This window comes from Corynebacterium sp. HMSC076G08, from assembly GCF_001811515.1.
GTDB lineage: Bacteria > Actinomycetota > Actinomycetes > Mycobacteriales > Mycobacteriaceae > Corynebacterium > Corynebacterium hiratae.
The window spans coordinates 1-16,391 of the sequence record NZ_KV805008.1 but is presented as its reverse complement, the minus strand read 5'-3'; the positions used below and the strand labels follow the sequence as shown (position 1 = coordinate 16,391).

At 61.4% G+C, this 16,391-nt stretch carries 17 protein-coding genes; 14 read left to right on the top strand and 3 right to left on the bottom strand.

The features are described 5' to 3' along the window. Positions 1-25: 25 nt before the first annotated feature. Positions 26-748: a peroxide stress protein YaaA gene (gene yaaA, locus HMPREF2806_RS00685; RefSeq protein ID WP_070515640.1), complete on the bottom strand. Its 723-nt coding sequence runs from the start codon at positions 746-748 to the stop codon at positions 26-28. A gap of 32 nt (positions 749-780) precedes the next feature. On the opposite strand from yaaA, the gene HMPREF2806_RS00680 reads away from it, so the two are divergent. Together HMPREF2806_RS00680 and HMPREF2806_RS00675 are read left to right on the top strand one after the other, a co-directional pair. Continuing rightward, positions 781-2,550, top strand: a complete 1,770-nt coding sequence (locus HMPREF2806_RS00680; RefSeq protein WP_070515639.1) for a proline--tRNA ligase — start codon at positions 781-783, stop codon at positions 2,548-2,550. Positions 2,551-2,577: 27 nt separating this feature from the next. Beyond that, a complete protein-coding gene (locus HMPREF2806_RS00675; RefSeq protein ID WP_070515637.1) occupies positions 2,578-3,006 on the top strand; it encodes a DoxX family protein in 429 nt (142 codons plus the stop codon). Here HMPREF2806_RS00675 and HMPREF2806_RS00670 read toward each other — a convergent pair. After that, entirely contained in the window at positions 3,003-3,857 is an 855-nt protein-coding gene (locus HMPREF2806_RS00670; protein WP_070515635.1) for a hypothetical protein, read from the bottom strand. The two genes, HMPREF2806_RS00675 and HMPREF2806_RS00670, sit on opposite strands and share 4 nt — an antisense overlap. A 37-nt stretch (positions 3,858-3,894) precedes the next feature. Between HMPREF2806_RS00670 and rimP the strand changes: the two genes are divergently transcribed. From rimP to HMPREF2806_RS00625, 9 genes are all read left to right on the top strand, one after another. Beyond that, a complete protein-coding gene (gene rimP / locus HMPREF2806_RS00665) occupies positions 3,895-4,461 on the top strand; it encodes a ribosome maturation factor RimP (RefSeq protein ID WP_070515633.1) in 567 nt (188 codons plus the stop codon). 3 nt (positions 4,462-4,464) lie between these two features. Further along, complete coding sequence (gene nusA / locus HMPREF2806_RS00660) at positions 4,465-5,481, top strand: transcription termination factor NusA (protein WP_070515631.1); 1,017 nt, start codon at positions 4,465-4,467, stop codon at positions 5,479-5,481. Positions 5,482-5,601: 120 nt separating this feature from the next. Further along, positions 5,602-5,937, top strand: a complete 336-nt coding sequence (locus HMPREF2806_RS00655) for a YlxR family protein (RefSeq protein ID WP_070512677.1) — start codon at positions 5,602-5,604, stop codon at positions 5,935-5,937. A 109-nt stretch (positions 5,938-6,046) separates the two neighbouring features. Further along, entirely contained in the window at positions 6,047-8,767 is a 2,721-nt protein-coding gene (gene infB, locus HMPREF2806_RS00650; RefSeq protein ID WP_070515629.1) for a translation initiation factor IF-2, read from the top strand. A 151-nt stretch (positions 8,768-8,918) separates the two neighbouring features. Further along, the gene (gene rbfA / locus HMPREF2806_RS00645; RefSeq protein ID WP_046648080.1) at positions 8,919-9,362 is read left to right on the top strand and encodes a 30S ribosome-binding factor RbfA; all 444 of its coding nucleotides are present in this window, start codon (positions 8,919-8,921) and stop codon (positions 9,360-9,362) included. Then, a complete protein-coding gene (locus tag HMPREF2806_RS00640) occupies positions 9,363-10,325 on the top strand; it encodes a DHH family phosphoesterase (protein ID WP_046648081.1) in 963 nt (320 codons plus the stop codon). Continuing rightward, positions 10,326-11,624 (top strand): MATE family efflux transporter, encoded by a 1,299-nt coding sequence (locus tag HMPREF2806_RS00635; protein WP_046648083.1) that lies wholly within the window; start codon positions 10,326-10,328, stop codon positions 11,622-11,624. Positions 11,625-11,668: 44 nt separating this feature from the next. Beyond that, positions 11,669-12,490 (top strand): metallophosphoesterase family protein, encoded by an 822-nt coding sequence (locus HMPREF2806_RS00630; protein WP_049155431.1) that lies wholly within the window; start codon positions 11,669-11,671, stop codon positions 12,488-12,490. Further along, positions 12,483-13,157 (top strand): 4'-phosphopantetheinyl transferase family protein, encoded by a 675-nt coding sequence (locus HMPREF2806_RS00625; RefSeq protein ID WP_046648085.1) that lies wholly within the window; start codon positions 12,483-12,485, stop codon positions 13,155-13,157. Before HMPREF2806_RS00630 ends, HMPREF2806_RS00625 begins: the two co-directional genes overlap by 8 nt. A gap of 9 nt (positions 13,158-13,166) precedes the next feature. On the opposite strand, the gene truB is transcribed toward HMPREF2806_RS00625, so the two are convergent. Continuing rightward, complete coding sequence (gene truB / locus HMPREF2806_RS00620; protein WP_070515627.1) at positions 13,167-14,060, bottom strand: tRNA pseudouridine(55) synthase TruB; 894 nt, start codon at positions 14,058-14,060, stop codon at positions 13,167-13,169. 37 nt (positions 14,061-14,097) lie between these two features. Here truB and HMPREF2806_RS13270 point away from each other — a divergent pair, with 37 nt between their 5' ends. The 3 genes from HMPREF2806_RS13270 to rpsO all read left to right on the top strand — a co-directional run bounded on the left by HMPREF2806_RS13270 (position 14,098) and on the right by rpsO (position 16,344). Beyond that, positions 14,098-15,078, top strand: coding sequence for a bifunctional riboflavin kinase/FAD synthetase (locus tag HMPREF2806_RS13270; RefSeq protein WP_070515625.1), 981 nt, complete (start codon positions 14,098-14,100; stop codon positions 15,076-15,078). Then, positions 15,079-15,996: a nucleoside hydrolase gene (locus HMPREF2806_RS13265; RefSeq protein ID WP_070515623.1), complete on the top strand. Its 918-nt coding sequence runs from the start codon at positions 15,079-15,081 to the stop codon at positions 15,994-15,996. Between the two features lie 78 nt (positions 15,997-16,074). Continuing rightward, positions 16,075-16,344: a 30S ribosomal protein S15 gene (gene rpsO, locus HMPREF2806_RS00605; RefSeq protein WP_046648089.1), complete on the top strand. Its 270-nt coding sequence runs from the start codon at positions 16,075-16,077 to the stop codon at positions 16,342-16,344. Positions 16,345-16,391 lie beyond the last annotated feature (47 nt).

The following is a 16,391-nucleotide window of genomic DNA, read 5'->3' as shown; positions in this document are numbered from 1 at the left end:
GTTGATAAATTGATAAATAGATAAATCAGACCACGAGCACGAGCTCGGTGCCGCGCAATTCGGTGCTCATGCCTGCCTCCTGCGCAATACTGGCCGCATCCTTGAGGGAGGAGACACGCTCACCACTCAGGGCCAGCACGCGTGCGAGCTCCCCTTTGTAGTGCTTGTTGAAGTGAGAGACCACCTTGCGGGAGCCATCCTCTTGCACCGTCTCCACGCGCACGGTGGCGGCGTCCTTGAGCTTGCCCAGTTGCTGGTAGGTGCCCGAGCGCATATCGATGAGGAACTCGTCGGCGTCGACAAGCGCGCGCAGCTCCTCCGTAATGGCCGTACCCCAGCGCGACTTCAGCGTCCGCCCGTCCAGTTTCGTACTACCGGAGAGTCGGTAGTGCGGGATGAGGTCATCGGCTCGCACCAGACCAAATAGTGCATCGCCCACGGCGAGGTAGCTCCGCGCTTCCGGGGGAAGGGTGGGGGCGTCGAGGGCGTCGTACAGCACGCCGGTGAAACGCTCCAGCGCGGGCATGGTCGGGGAGGATGCCAACTCGCGGTTAGACTCGGCTTCCCCGCGCAGCTTCTCAGAGAGTTTGAGCACTTCCAGCGCTTCATCGACGTCGAGGGACGACAATTCTGCAGCGATTTCTTGGCGGATCGGATTCAACGCGGGAAAAGAAAGCTCGTCCCAATTCAGGGCCGCGCCGTTGCCGCCGTGTGCTTTGGTCTCAGAAGGAGGGAGGATGATCAGCATGGCTACATGCTAGCGATGTAAACTGAGCAACCATGATTACACGTCTTTCTGAGCTTTTCCTCCGCACTCTTCGTGAGGATCCGGCTGATGCCGAAGTCCCCAGCCACAAGCTTCTCGTCCGCGCAGGTTATGTGCGCCGTGTCGCGCCGGGTGTGTACACCTGGCTGCCACTGGGGCTGCGCGCCATGCGCAAGATTGAAGACGTAATCCGTCAGGAGATGAACGCCATCGGCGGCCAGGAGATGCTCTTCCCGGCGCTGCTGCCGCGCGAGCCTTACGAGCAGTCGAACCGCTGGACGGAGTACGGCGATAACCTCTTCCGCCTCAAGGATCGTAAGGGCGCTGACATGCTCCTAGGCCCGACCCATGAGGAGATGTTCACCACCGCAGTGAAGGATATGTACTCCTCGTACAAGGATTTCCCGGTCACGCTGTATCAGATCCAGACGAAGTACCGTGATGAGGAGCGCCCGCGCGCCGGCGTGCTGCGCGGCCGCGAGTTCACCATGAAGGATTCCTATTCCTTCGACATGACGGATGAGGGGCTCGATGAGTCCTATGCCCGCCACCGCAAGGCTTACCAGAACATCTTCGATCGCCTAGAGATTGATTACGCGATTTGTAAGGCCACCTCTGGCGCGATGGGTGGCTCGGCCTCTGAGGAGTTCCTCGCCGTGTCTGAGGTAGGCGAAGATACCTTCGTGCGGGCCACCGAGGGCGATTACGCCGCCAACGTGGAGGCCGTGGTCACTCAGGCTCCGGAGGAAATCCCCTTCGACGGCCTGCCGGAGGCACAGGAGCATGAGACTCCGAAATCCGAGACCATCGAAACGCTGGTGGAGTGGGCTAAGAGCGCCGGCATTACTGTCGCCGACCGCGAGGTCACCGCAGCGGACACCCTCAAGTGCATGATGATCAAGGTGGCAGCCCCCGCAGCTACGGAGGAAGAGAAGGAATGGGAGCTCGCGGCCGTCCTCATTCCGGGCGATCGCGAGCTGGATGAAAAGCGCCTGGAGGCTTCGCTTGAACCGGCCGAGTTCGAGCTCGCCAGCGATGAGGATTTCAAGAAGAGCGACTTCCTGGTCAAGGGCTACGTTGGCCCGCGTGCCCTCAACGCTCACGACGTGAAGGTTTATGCCGACCCGCGCGTGGTTTCCGGCACCTCCTGGATTACCGGTGCCGATGCCCCGCAGCGTCACGTCGTCGGTTTGGTGGCTGGCCGTGACTTCACCGTGGATGAGTTTATCGAGGCCGCCGAGGTCAAGGAAGGGGACCCGGCACCGAACGGCCAGGGCACTCTGACGCTGGAGCGCGGTATCGAGTTAGGGCACATCTTCCAGTTGGGCCGCAAGTACACCGAGGCTTTCGACGTCCAGATTCTGGATGAGAACGGCAAGCGCGCCGTGCCGACCATGGGTTCCTATGGCATTGGTGTTACGCGCATGCTCGCGGTGCTGGCGGAGCAGCGCCACGATGAGAAGGGCCTCAACTGGCCGGTGGCTGTGGCCCCGTACCAGGTGCACGTGGCCGTAGCGAACAAGGATGCCGCTGCCCTCGAGGCAGGCCAGAAGCTGGTGGAGGATCTGGACCGTGCGGGCGTGGAGGTGCTTTTCGACGACCGCCCCAAGGTCTCCCCGGGCGTGAAGTTCAAGGATGCAGAGCTTCTGGGAATGCCGTTCATCGCCATCCTGGGCCGTGCCTTTGCTGACGGCATCATCGAGCTGCGCATCCGCGGCGGCGAGACCCGTGAGGTCCCCGCAGACTCCATCGTGGACACCTTAACGGAGCTCATCCGCGGCTAGGTGCGTTAAGCGCGTAGGCTCGCGGGTATGAGTTCCCACAACCCCGCACTGACATATTCAATGGCTGCAGCACTCTCTGCCATGGGAGTGCTGCATTTTGCTAAGCCGAAGCCCTTCGAGTCCATCATCCCGCCACAGCTTCCAGGGTCGGCTCGCTTTTACAACTTCACCTCTGGCGCCTGGGAAGTGGTGACCGGTGCACTCCTGGCGAACCCATCGACGCGGCCTGCAGGCGGCCTTTCAGCCCTAGCTTTGCTCGCTGCCGTGTGGCCGGCGAACTTCTACCAGGCCTACAGGGACTTAGAAAGCGGTAAGGCATCAACCGGCAAGAAGATCTACCATGCGGTGCGTCTGCCGTTGCAGATTCCGGTCATGCGCTATGCCTGGTCGCTGTACGCCGAAAAAACGCCAAACGTCGGTAGCTTAGGAAAATCGAGCTCGCGAGGGAGGAATTAAGCTGCACTGATACGGTGAGATTGGGCGGCTACAGAAATAAGCCAGCTTCGCCATTCAGCATTGGGTGCCGCTTGGTCGGGCACCTCCTGTGAGGCGGCGGAGGCCCATGTCACCGTGTCACTATGCGCGACGTCGTCAAGGAACGCGCGCGCTGAGGCGGCGTCTACGGGCAGCTCACCGGAGGTCGAGGTGTAGGCCGCTGCGGGCTGTGGCACTGGTCCGATTTTGGCTACTGCTTCTTGGAGCGCGAGGACGCGGTTCTCGTGCAGAGCGAGGCGCTCATCAACCAGCTCTTCGACGTCAGGTGTGACATAGGAACGAGCAAAGTCCAAGGCATACACCTGCCGGTATTCCCAGTCCAAGAGTTCGGTGGCGAGGTCAGCGTCATCCTCCGTCAGCTCCGGCACAGCGCCCGGTTCATCGGTGGAGCGGGCCTCCATTGCGATGGCTTGGGCGACGAGCAAGGGCCGAGATTCCGGGGAGACCGCGTCAAGTTGCTCTTCAATCGATGAAGAAGCTGCGGCAAGCACGGCAGCCGCATCAGTGGCCTCGTATGCTTCACCCTCACGATTCACTTCGCAGGAGCGCGGAACGTGTCCTTCCTCGTCGCGGCCGCAGAGGCGCTCAATTTCGGAGTAAAGCTCGTCTGCGTGCTGCGCGCGCAGGGACGCGGCATCGGGATCGAGTTCCTGCAGTGCGTGGGCGTCGGCGCTGGCATCGTGAGCCAGAGAGGTCAACGTAGGGTCCGCGTGGGGGCCAAAATAGTCCACGATCGCGTCGGTGGCTTGGCAGCCGCCCAACCATGGGGCGGCGCAGACAAGGAGGGCGGGCACAACTACTCGGCGGTTCACGCGATAGACCCTACCCGTGTGACCTAGTCTAGAGCGCATGGCATTCCCAACACCCGCACAACTGACCGAAATCCTCCAGCCTGTTGCCGCCGCACGCGGCCTCGACATCGAAGACGTCAAGACCACACGAGCTGGTAAAAAATCCCAGGTCATCATCCGTATCGATGGTGATGAGCGTCCGAGCTCCGATCTCATCGAGGAACTTTCGCAGGAGATTTCCGAGTTTTTTGATGCACAGGAGGAAGCGGGCACTCTTAACTTTGGGGCAGGCTACACCCTAGAGGTGTCGACCCCCGGCGTGGATTTTCCGCTCAGCGCACCACGCCATTGGCGTCGGAACCAAGGAAGGCTGGTCGGCTATGCGTTGAGCGACGAGCCCGGCACCACCCGTGTCGCCAGAATCGGTGCTCTCTCCGCGGACGAAGAATCAGTGGCGCTCATCACGACCGTGAAGAAGGAGGTGCGCTATCAGGTCGAGCGATTGGAAAATGTGAGCCGTGCAGTGGTAGAAATTGAATTTGCTCAACCTTCAGCACAGGAGCTGGAGGCGGCAATGCAGACGTTCGACTTCGCCGAGCAGAACTCGGCAACCCGAGAGGACTAACAAGTGAATATTGATCTAGAGGCACTCCGCACGATTCAGCGCGAGCGAGGCGTCCCGGTGAAGGACCTGCTCGAAGCAATCGCGGGTGCCCTTTTGTATTCCTACCTGGATCACCGTGCTGAGTCCGCTGAGACGAAGGCGGAGGGGACAAAGTCCCGCGTGGATATCGACGCCGATACCGGCGCCGTTGCCGTCATCGTGACGGAAAGCGATCTGGAGACCGGAGAGGTCGTCAGCGAGTACGACGACACCCCGGATAACTTTGGGCGCATCGGCGCCCAGGCTGTCCGCGATGCCATCCTGCGCAAGCTGCGCGAAAACGAAGCGGAGCGGACCTATGATTCCTATTCAGAATTGATCGGCACGGTGGTGTCGGGCGTCGTCCAGCGCGATATCCACGCCAACAAGCGCGGCGTTATCGTGGTGCAATTGGGTACCGAGCACGATTCGCAGGATGCTTTCCTGTTGCCGGCCGAGCAGCTGCCGGGGGAGAAGCTCGAGCACGGTGACCGCGTTAAGGCTTATGTCGTGGGGGTAAACCGCAACGGGGCGAAGGTGCAGATTACGCTGTCGCGTACCCACCCAGAGCTGGTTCGCGGCCTCTTCGAGCTGGAGGTCCCAGAGGTGGCCGACGGTGCAGTAGAGATCGTCGCCATCGCCCGTGAGGCTGGACACCGCTCCAAGATCTCCGTTCGCGGCCACGCCAAGGGCCTCAACGCCAAGGGTGCATGCATCGGCCCGAAGGGTTCCCGCGTCAGCAACGTGATGCGTGAGCTCGGCGGTGAGAAGATTGACATCATCGATCACAACGAAGACCCAGCCGTCTACGTGGGTAATGCTCTCGCCCCGTCGAAGGTCGTGCGCGTAGAAATCCTCGATGAAGAAGCACAGGTAGCCAAGGTAACCGTGCCGGATTACCAGCTCTCGCTCGCTATCGGCAAGGAGGGGCAGAACGCTCGCCTCGCAGCTCGCCTGACCGGATGGAAGATTGATATTCACTCCGATGCCGCTCGTGACTAGCTTTCCCACCAGCCTGCGGTGGGATTAAAGGTTTGGCCCATTTTCGCGTAGACTAGACAACGGCCCACATGCAGGAATGCTGTGGCGTAGTGGTAGTGGTGATTCGACGTAAGGAGTGGGATGTCTCAGGGACAGCGACTCCGCACCTGTATCGCCACGCGTCACAAGCATCCCGACACGGAATTGCTCAGGGTTGTCGCCGATAGGGACGATCCCACAGGAAGCCGTGTTGTTCCGGATCCGCGCCGCCGCCTCCCCGGTAGGGGAGCGTGGATTAGGCCAGATCTGGAGGCAGTAGAGCTGGCGGAGCGAACCCGTGCCTTCAGGCGCGCGCTCCGATTGTCCACAGACGTGGACACAGGTCACGTACGTGAGTACCTCGCTGCTCGGCAGCAGGTGCAGTCGGCGGGCATTAGCCCGTTCGACCCAGAGTTAAAAAGGAAGACCGAACACTGATGAGCGCACAACCATGAAGCAGCATCAGCGATGAAAGTCCATAGCCATTAACTAGGGGTCAAGCCGTATTCCGCGGCCTTGACTCCTAGAAAGATTAAAGAGGAGACAAGTGCCCGGAAAGCTACGTGTACACGAGTTGGCAAAGCAGCTCGGTGTAACCAGCAAGGAACTGCTCGCCACGCTGAAGGAACAAGGCGAGTTCGTCAAGACCGCATCCTCGACCATCGAACCGCCGGTGGTCAAGAAAATGCGCGCACACTATGAAGCTAAGGGCGGCGACGACAAGCCGGCGGAGAAATCCGCGCCGGCAGCCTCCCCGGCTTCTGCTGCCAAGAAGGCGGCAGAGAAGAAGCCAGCAGACAAGAAACCAACGACTGCGGCTAAGCCTGGTCCAAAGCCGGGTGCTACCCCCAAGCCAGGGGCAGCAGCACCGAAGCCGGGCGGCGCTCCGAAGCCTGGCGCTGCCCCCAAACCGGGCGGTGCCCCGAAGCCGGGTGCACAGCGCAAGAATGCTGACAAGCCTGGCGAGCGCGCCGTTACGCCGCGCTCCATGCCGAAGCCTGGCGGCACCCGCCGCGTGGCCAACAACCCGTTCTCCACGGGTGGCTCGAGCGATCGCCCCAGCCCCGGACCGCGTCCGGGCGGTAGCAAGGGGCAGCGCTCCGGCGGCAAGCCTGGTGATAACCGCGGTGGCAAGGGCGGAGCACGTCCGCAGGGTGATGGCAACCGCAGCGGTGGCCGTCGCCCATCGCCGGCCATGATGCCTTCACACCCGAACCCGGCCAGCATGCCGTCGAAGGCGGCAGGCAGCGGCGGTGGTGGTCGTGGCCGTGGTGGTCGCGGCGGCGGTCCCGGTCACGGTGGTCCTGGCCACGGTGGTTTCCGTGGCGGACGCGGCGGTCGCCGCGGTGGTACCGCTGGTGCATTCGGCCGTCCCGGTGGTGCACCGCGTCGCGGTAAGAAGTCGAAGCGTCAGAAGCGCCACGAGTTTGAAGAGCAGCAGAAGCATGAGGTAGGCGGCGTACGCCTGCCTGACGGCGGCGGCAAGGTAGTTCGCCTGCGCCGCGGTGCTTCCCTGGCTGACTTTGCCGAGAAGATCGGTGCGGATCCCGCAGCATTGGTTCAGGCACTGTTCAATCTCGGCGAGATGGTGACGGCTACGGCCTCCGTATCCGAGGACACCCTGCAGCTTTTGGGCTCGGAGATTAACTACGAGGTCCAGGTTGTCTCGCCGGAGGACGAGGACCGCGAGCTGCTCGAGTCCTTCGACCTGCAGTTCGGTGAGGACGAGGGCGGCGAAGAAGCCCTTGAGAAGCGCCCGCCAGTCGTTACCGTGATGGGTCACGTTGACCACGGTAAGACCCGCCTTCTGGACACCATTCGTAAGACCAACGAAGGTGCGGGTGAGGCCGGTGGCATTACCCAGGGCATCGGTGCCTACCAGACCACGGTGAAGCTCGAGGATGGCCCTCGCACCATCACCTTCCTGGATACACCGGGCCACGAGGCGTTTACCGCCATGCGTGCCCGTGGTGCTAAGTCCACCGACTTGGCCATCCTGGTGGTCGCCGCTGATGACGGCGTGATGCCGCAGACGATTGAGGCTATTAACCACGCGAAGGCAGCGGACATCCCAGTCGTTGTCGCGGTCAACAAGATTGATAAGCCGGAAGCTTCCCCGGATAAGATCCGTGGTCAGCTCACTGAGTACGGTCTAGTGCCGGAGGAATACGGCGGCGACACGATGTTCGTGGACATCTCCGCGAAGAACAACATCAACATCGACGAGTTGCTGGAGGCTGTCATCCTGACGGCGGACGCTGCACTCGAGCTCACCGCTAACCCGGATATGGATGCGCAGGGTTCTGCCATCGAGGCTCACCTTGACCGTGGCCGCGGTCCGGTGGCTACCGTCATCATTCAGCGCGGTACGCTGCGCATTGGTGATTCCATCGTGGTTGGCGATGCGCACGGACGTGTGCGTCGTATGCTCGATGAGTTCGGCAATGACGTGGAAGAGGCCGGTCCGTCCCGTCCGGTCCAGGTGCAGGGCCTCAACGGCGTGCCTGGTGCCGGCGACAACCTCTTGGTTGTCGAAGATGACCGCGTCGCTCGCCAGATTGCCGCGCAGCGTGACGCGCGTAAGCGTTCTGCTTTGCAGGCCAAGGCCCGCAAGCGCGTGTCCCTCGAGGATCTGGATGCAGTGCTCAAGGAAACTTCGACGCTCAACCTCATCCTCAAGGGCGACAATGCCGGTTCCGTCGAAGCTCTGGAAGATGCCCTGCTGGACATCGAGGTCGACGACGAGGTTCAGCTCAACATCATCGACCGTGGCGTCGGTGCTGTGACGCAGACCAACGTCAGCCTGGCTGCGGCTTCCGACGCCGTCATCATCGCCTTCAACGTTCGCGCTGAAGGCAAGGCGACGGAGGAAGCGAATGCCGAGGGCGTTGACATCCGCTACTACACCGTGATTTACCGCGCCATTGAAGAGGTTGAGGCAGCTCTCAAGGGCATGCTCAAGCCCATCTACGAGGAGCGGGATACCGGTGCGGCGGAGATCCGCGCGCTGTTCAAGTCCTCCGCCGTCGGCACCATTGCCGGTTGTATGGTCACCGAGGGCAAGGTCAAGCGCAACGGCAAGGTTCGCCTCGTGCGCGACGGAAACGTCATCGTCTCCGATGCCAAGATCGAGTCCCTGCGCCATGAGAAGGATGACGCAAACGAGATCAACGCCGGCTACGAGTGCGGTATGGTCCTGTCCTACCCGGACATCCAGGTAGGCGATATCATCCAGGCCTACGAGGAAGTCGAGGTCCCGCGCGACTAATCACATCTGAGCTCTCCGCTCACTAAGAGCGCTCAGATAACAAAGCCCAGCCAGGAAAGTTTCCTGGCTGGGCTTTAATCATTTCGGCCGAAAGGTGCAGAATCGGTATCCTAGACTAGTTGCCAGTACCCGTACGCAAAGGAGCTTCACCATGGTTGATCACGCACGCGCCGCGCGCATGGCAAAGCGCATTCAGACAATCGTTGCTAGCGCTATTGAACGCCAGATTAAGGATCGTCGCCTTGAGCTTGTGACTATCACGGATGCCCGCGTTACGGGTGACCTGCACGATGCCACCGTGTACTACACGGTGCGCGGCGCGGATATCGAATCCGAGCCGGATTATGATCAGGCTGCCGAGGCTCTCACGCGAGCTAAGGGGCAGTTGCGCAAGATCGTGGGCGACGAACTGTCGGTTCGCTTTACACCGACGCTGTCCTTTGAACTTGACACTGTCCCCGAGGCGTCCGCTCACATGGAGGATTTGCTCGCCCGCGCCCGTGCCCGCGATGCGGAGTTGGCCAAGTTGAAGGAAGGCGCGCAGCCGGCTGGTGATGCGAATCCGTACAAGACCTCGGATAAGGAAGAGGACTAAGTGTCACGAACCAACTACGAAGCCGCAGTTGATGCTCTGGTGCAGGCCAGCAGTATTTGCATTATCACGCACTTGCGCCCAGACGCCGATGCTGTCGGCTCTGCGGCGGCCCTCACCTTGGCGCTGCGCCAGCGCGGGAAGCAGACCCGCACCGTGATCGGGCAGCGCCGCGATATTTCCGCCAACCTATTCTCCATTCCTACCGTGGACGAGATTGAGTTGGTGGATGAGCTTCCGCAGGGCTACGACCTTTATGTCACTGTGGACTGTGGCTCGATAGAACGGACAGGTTCGGTAGCGCAGGGGCTCGAGAAAATGGCCGCCGTCGGCCGCGTCCTATGTATCGATCACCATGCTTCTAACGACGGCTTTGGTGCCATCAACGTGGTGGATCCAGTGTGTGAGTCCACCACGGTGGTTCTGCTCGATATCCTGGATAGGCTTTCCATCCAGATCGATCGCGTCATCGCGCACTGCCTGTACGCGGGCCTTGTTACCGATACCGGTAACTTCCGGTGGGGCCGCCCAGCGATGCATGATATCGCTGCGCGCCTGATGCTCTATGGGCTCGACACCAAGCAGATTGCGCTGGAACTCATGGACTCCAGCACGGCCGATGACCTGCAGATGATCGGACGTGTGCTCTCAGGCCTCAGAATTGAGGAAGCAGGGGAGCACCGCCTGGCGGTTCTCTTCGTGCCGCATGAGGAAGTCGCGTCTCATGCCGATTCCGCCATTGAGTCTTTTGTCGACTATGTCCGCGCATTGAAGGGCACTGACATTGGAGTGGTCTTCAAGGAACAGGCGCCCAATGTGTGGGCAGTATCTTTGCGTTCCTCTGCGGTCAACTGCGCCGAAGTGGCCCTCACCTTCGGCGGCGGTGGGCATGTTCCGGCTGCTGGCTATACCGCGCACGGAACGCCCGAGGAGGTTATCGCGCAGCTGGTAGGTGCGTTGTCCTAAATGGCTTCCGAGCAACCAGTCAAGGTTTCTGCCGCGGAGGTTTTCCGCCTCGCTGTGCCCGCTCTGGGCGTTCTCGCGGCGATGCCGCTTTATTTGCTCCTGGATACCGCGGTGGTGGGCCGGCTTGGAGCGGAGGATTTGGCCTCGCTGGGAGCTGCGGCCACGCTACATTCCGTGGTCACGACCCAGCTGACCTTCTTGTCTTATGGCACGACCGCGCGAGCCTCTCGTTTATTCGGTGCGGGTAAGCGGGAAGAGGCTGTGGCGGAGGGCGTGCAAGCAACGTGGGTTGCCGTGGGCGTGGGGTTGGTGCTCGCTATCATCATGTGGCTCTTTGCCGGCGTCTTTGCGCTGTGGTTGACTGGCAATCCAGATACGGCGCGGGGGACAGCACAGTGGCTGCGAATCGCGGCCGTCGCTATTCCTTTTACCCTCATCAACATGGCTGGCAACGGCTGGATGCGCGGTGTTCAAAACACCCGCAAGCCTCTCTACTTCACCCTTGCAGGTATGGTTCCTGGCGCCATCGCGGTGCCTATTTTCGTGCACTTCTGGGGTCTGCCGGGCTCAGCTCTGGCCACGGTGCTGGGCATGGGGATCATCGCGGCGTTCTTCGTGGCGGAGCTGCGCCGCGAGCATGCCGGTTCGTGGGAGGTCCGCTGGAGCGTTGTGCGTCGGCAGCTCGTGTTGGGGCGTGACCTCATCGTGCGTTCGTTGAGTTTCCAAGTGGCATTTTTGTCGGCGGCAGCGGTGGCCTCGCGTATCGGAACTGCCCAGTTGGCTGCGCATCAAATCATGATGCAGATGTGGAACTTCCTGTCCCTCGTTCTGGATTCCCTCGCTATCGCTGCCCAAGCATTGACCGGCGCGGCATTGGGGGCAGGGTCAGCGCGCTATGCCCGCACGGTGGGAACCAAGGTGACGCTCTACTCGACGTCTTTCTCCCTCGCGCTCGCAGCGGTACTAGGCCTCGGCGCCGGTGTCATTCCGCAGATTTTTACTACGAGCCCGGAGGTCCTCGAGGTCATTTCCGGCCCGTGGTGGGTTATGACTTTCCTCGTCATTATTGGCGGCGTCGTTTTCGCCCTAGACGGCGTTCTCCTAGGCGCTGGGGACGCAGCCTTCCTCCGCACGCTCACCCTCGCATCGGTGCTCTTGGGCTTCCTCCCCGGTGTCTGGTTGGCCCTGGTTTTCGGCACCGGCCTGACCGGGGTGTGGGGCGGAATCGCCGCGTTCATCCTCATCCGCATGGTGGGCGTGGTGTGGCGCTTCTACTCAATGCGGTGGGCGCAGGTCTAGCCCTGTGGTAAAAGTAGAGAGAATGTTTGTGTGAAGGAGGCGCTATGACCACGTTGTGGGCTGTCTCCGATCTCCACGCGGCGGTGCGAGTCAACGGGGACCGTATCGAGGAACTCGTTCCGCCGAATCCGAATGACTGGTTGATTGTGGCGGGCGATGTGGCCGAGCGCATTGACCTTGTCATCAACACCTTGGCGCGGCTGAAAAACCGCTACGCCACCGTGATCTGGGTGCCCGGCAATCACGAGCTCTTCTCCCGCGGCCAGGACGCGTATCAGGGACGTGAAAAATACGATCGGCTCGTGGAAGGCTGCCGGGAGATTGGCGTGGTTACCCCAGAAGACCCTTTCCCGGTTTTTGGAGGGGTTACTGTCGTCCCGCTTTTTACGCTGTATGACTACAGTTTTCGTCCGCCGGGAACGACGGTAGAGCAGGCGCTTGCGAGCGCGAAGCAGAAGCAGATCATCATGACTGATGAATTTGCTATCGCCCCGTTCGTCGATGTGCGCGCGTGGTGCTGGGACCGCTTGGCGTATTCCATCAAGCGCCTATCACGGGTTGAGGGCGAGACCGTCCTGATCAATCACTGGCCACTGGTGCAGGAGCCAACCTTGTACCTGCGCTGGCCCGAGGTGGCGTTGTGGTGTGGAACCCGCCACACGCGTTCCTGGCCGCGGCGCTACAACGCCAAGGCGGTCATCTACGGTCACCTCCATATGCCTAACCGAGCCAACATTGATGGAGTAGACCACATTGAGGTGTCTCTGGGCTATCCGCGTGAGTGGCAAGCGCACGGGCATCTCCAGCCGTGGCCATATCCGGTGCTGAGTATCGATGAGAAGACAGGGAGGGCAGAGCATGCTTGAGCCTTCCCTCTTCCCGGAGTCAGCGCGCTATTGCTATGTGCGTACAGACGAGTCGATGACCGATCTGCTCAATTACAACCACCTATCCCCGGAGGAGCGCTCCGTGGTCTCCCAAGCCGTGGACGTGCGTAAGTCCGAATTTGGGGATGCACGCTGGTGTGCCCACCAAGCCTTGAAGGAGCTCAACTACACCGACAATGAGCCGATTCTGCGCGGCGAGCGAGGCATGCCGCTGTGGCCGGAGGGCTATACCGGATCGATGACGCACACCGAAGGCCTGCGTGCAGCGGTAGCAGCGCCAACCACCCACGTGCGCTCGATGGGGCTGGATGCCGAACCCGCGGAGCCTTTGCCGGAGCATGTGCTGACGATGATCGCTCGGCCGGGGGAGATGCCGCAGCTGGCTCAGTTACAAGCGGCGGGTATTTCCTGCCCGGACCGCCTGTTGTTCTGTGCCAAGGAGGCCACCTACAAGACCTGGTTTCCCATGACCCGGCGGTGGCTTGATTTTGACCAAGCGGAAATTGACCTGCGCCTAGACGGAACGCTCGTCTCTTACCTCTTGGCACGGCCGACTCCAGTGCCGTTTATTACGGGGCACTGGATCATCCGGGATGGCTATGTCATCGTTTCTGCTGCCGTTCCAGCGCTCAATTTTGACAGGTAAACCGGGTCACTAAAGCGTCGAGGGCCGCGCGACGAAAACCGTGGCTAAGCGCTTTCCTTTCTCCTTGACCAGGGCAATTGACCGTCCCTGCGGATCGACGGCCGCGTACGTGCCTTTCAGCCCACGCGGCTCCAGCCATTTGCCCATAGCCAGAGCCTGGGCCTCATCATCGGTGACTTCTAAAACCGGATAGCTGCGAGTGAGAGCCTCATCGAGACTCAGGGACAGCGTCGGGGAGTCCTCGAGAGCAGAGAGGGGGAGGGCGTCGTCAAGCGTGAAAGGGCCCACCTCCGTGCGGCGCAGCGCGGTAAGGTGCCCGCCGACGCCGAGGGCTTCACCCAGATCCCGAGCCAGCGAGCGGATGTAGGTTCCCGAAGAACACGCGACCGACACGTCTAAATCTACGAATTCGCCGCAGCGCCGCGTATCGAGGATATCGAAGCGGCTGACCGTTACTGGGCGCGCGGGGATCTCAACCTCTTCGCCTGCCCGCACCCTTTCGTGCGCGCGTTTACCATCGATCTTGATAGCGGAGACCGCTGCCGGCCGCTGCAGAATATCGCCGGTCAGCGCAGCAACCTCGTGCGCAATGGCAGAATCTTCCACACTGGTTGCCGGTTTGCCCCACGTAGCTTCACCTTCCGCATCGTCGGTGTGGGTAGCCATGCCGAGGCGAATCGTGGCGTCGTAGGCCTTGGTGGAGGCCACCATGTGCGCGAGGAACTTGGTGCCACGTTCGAGGCCTACAACGAGCACTCCCGTGGCCATCGGATCAAGCGTGCCCGCGTGGCCCACCTTGCGGGTGCGGAAGAAGCGGCGGAGTTTTCCCACGACGTCGTGCGAGGTCATGCCGGCGGGTTTGTCGACGACCACGAGGCCGGAACGTTCGAGCGGATCAGTCATGCCCTGCAGTCTAGGGCACCGGCCGCAGTGGGATAGCATGGTGCCCGTGGATATTTGGTACGGAATCGATAGCATCCCCGCTGACCTTGGCCCGACCTCGGTGACGATTGGTGTCTTCGACGGCCTGCACCGCGGTCACCAACAGTTGGTCACAAAGGCCGTCGAGCATGCGCGCACGCATGGCCAACGGCCAATCATGGTGACCTTTGATCCGCACCCAGTCTCCGTGTTTTTGCCGGAGCGCGCGCCGCTCTCCGTGATTACTTTTGAGCGCCGCATGCAGTTGGCGGAAGAGATGGGCATCGAGGCCGTGCTCGTCATCGACTTCACCGAAGAACTCCGGGGCGTCGAGCCGCGCGAGTACGTGGCGGATCTCCTGGTGGGGCGTTTGAACACAGAGCACGTCGTGGTGGGGGAGAACTTCACCTTCGGCGCAGGCGCGTCCGGCACCGCGGAGGCGCTAGCGAAATTCGGTGCCGAATTCGGGTTCGACGTTGACATCGTGCCTTTGCTTGACGACGAGGGCGAGCGCATCTGCTCCACCAACATCCGCGCCGCTCTTGCTAAGGGCGATATTGCGCGCGCCAATTGGGCGCTGGGACGCCACTTTACGGTGACCGGGCCCGTTGTGCGCGGTGCAGGACGCGGCGGAAAGGAGCTTGGTTTCCCGACCGCCAACCAGTATTTCCCGGAATCCGTCGCCATCCCGGCCGATGGCGTCTACGCGGGCTGGTTCGTGGTTGAACCCACCGGCGCTCCACTCGAAGGCGACATGGAGCCCGGCGTTCCTTATCCAGCCGCTATCTCGGTGGGTACGAACCCCACCTTCGGCGACGAGGAGCGCTCTGTGGAGTCCTTCGTGCTGGACCGTGACGCAGACTTGTACGGGCACGAGGCCACCGTGCACTTTGTCGACCACGTGCGAGACATGGAGAAATTCAACTCCGTGGAGGAACTCCTGACGGCTATGGAGCGAGACGTTGCTCGAGTTCGTGAGATTCTGGCACGCGAGGCCTAAATGAAGATCATCCTCGACCTCGACACCGGAATCGACGATGCCCTCGCTCTCGCCTATGCCGTAGCGCACCCTGATCTCGAGTTGATCGGGGTCACCGGCACCTATGGCAATGTGCCGGTGGCGCTGGGCGTGCGTAACTCGCTGGCGTTGCTGGAGCTTCTCGACGCCGAGGATGTCCCCGTCTTCATTGGGCCGACACGCCTGGGCTTTAACGTTGCCCCCATTTCAGCGTTCATCCATGGCCGCAATGGACTTGGGGAAGTGCTTCTGCCTCCGCCGCGCCGCAAGGCATATGAGGATGCAGTGGGCTTTCTTATCCGTTCGGTCCGTGAGCATGGTGAGGATCTGGTGATTGTGCCGACGGGACCGTCGACAAGCATCGCAGCTGCTATGCGTGAAGACCCGGACTTCGCCCGCAACGCCCGCATCGTCATGATGGGCGGCGCGCTGACCGTGCCCGGGAACGTCACGCCCTATGCCGAGGCCAATGTCTTCCAAGACCCGCAGGCTACGGACTATGTCTTCCGGCATGCTCGCGATCTCACCATGGTGGGGCTCGACGTCACGTTGCGCACGTTGCTCACCAGGGAGCACACGAAGCAATGGCGCGGTACACCCACTGGTCGTATTTATGCGGATATCGTGGACTACTACATCCGCGCCTACAGGACGACCTCGCCGCACCTTGGCGGTTGTGGGCTCCACGATCCTTTGGCGGTGGCCGTGGCAGCGGATCCCTCGCTGGTTACATGCCTAGATCTCAACCTGCGGTGTGAGGAGAACGGGCGCACTATTGGGGACCCGGAACGACTGGATAACCCCACCGCCCGTGTCGCCGTTGCAGTGGATGATGCGCGCTTCGTTGATGATTTGATGTCGAAGCTGGGAAGCCTCTATACTTCTACTTCGGCTTGCTGACTGCGGTCCACAGTAGTCACGGGCAGCGCCTCACGGCGCATCATTTCATGTGGACTGAAATACAATAGGAGATTTTCCATGGCTTTGAGCACCGAGAAGAAGGCTGAAATCCTCAAGGAGTACGGCCTGCACGAGACCGACACCGGCTCCCCGGAGGCACAGGTTGCCCTGCTGACCACCCGCATCAACAACCTGACCGAGCACCTCAAGGATCACAAGCACGATCACCACTCCCGCCGTGGTCTGCTACTCATGGTTGGTCGCCGTCGTGGCCTGCTGAAGTACCTGGCCGCTAACGACGTTGACCGTTACCGCGACCTGATTTCTCGCCTGGGTCTGCGCCGCTAAGCGCTTAACTTTTGGCTTAAGGGACATTTCGTGTGGATTTGCGGCGT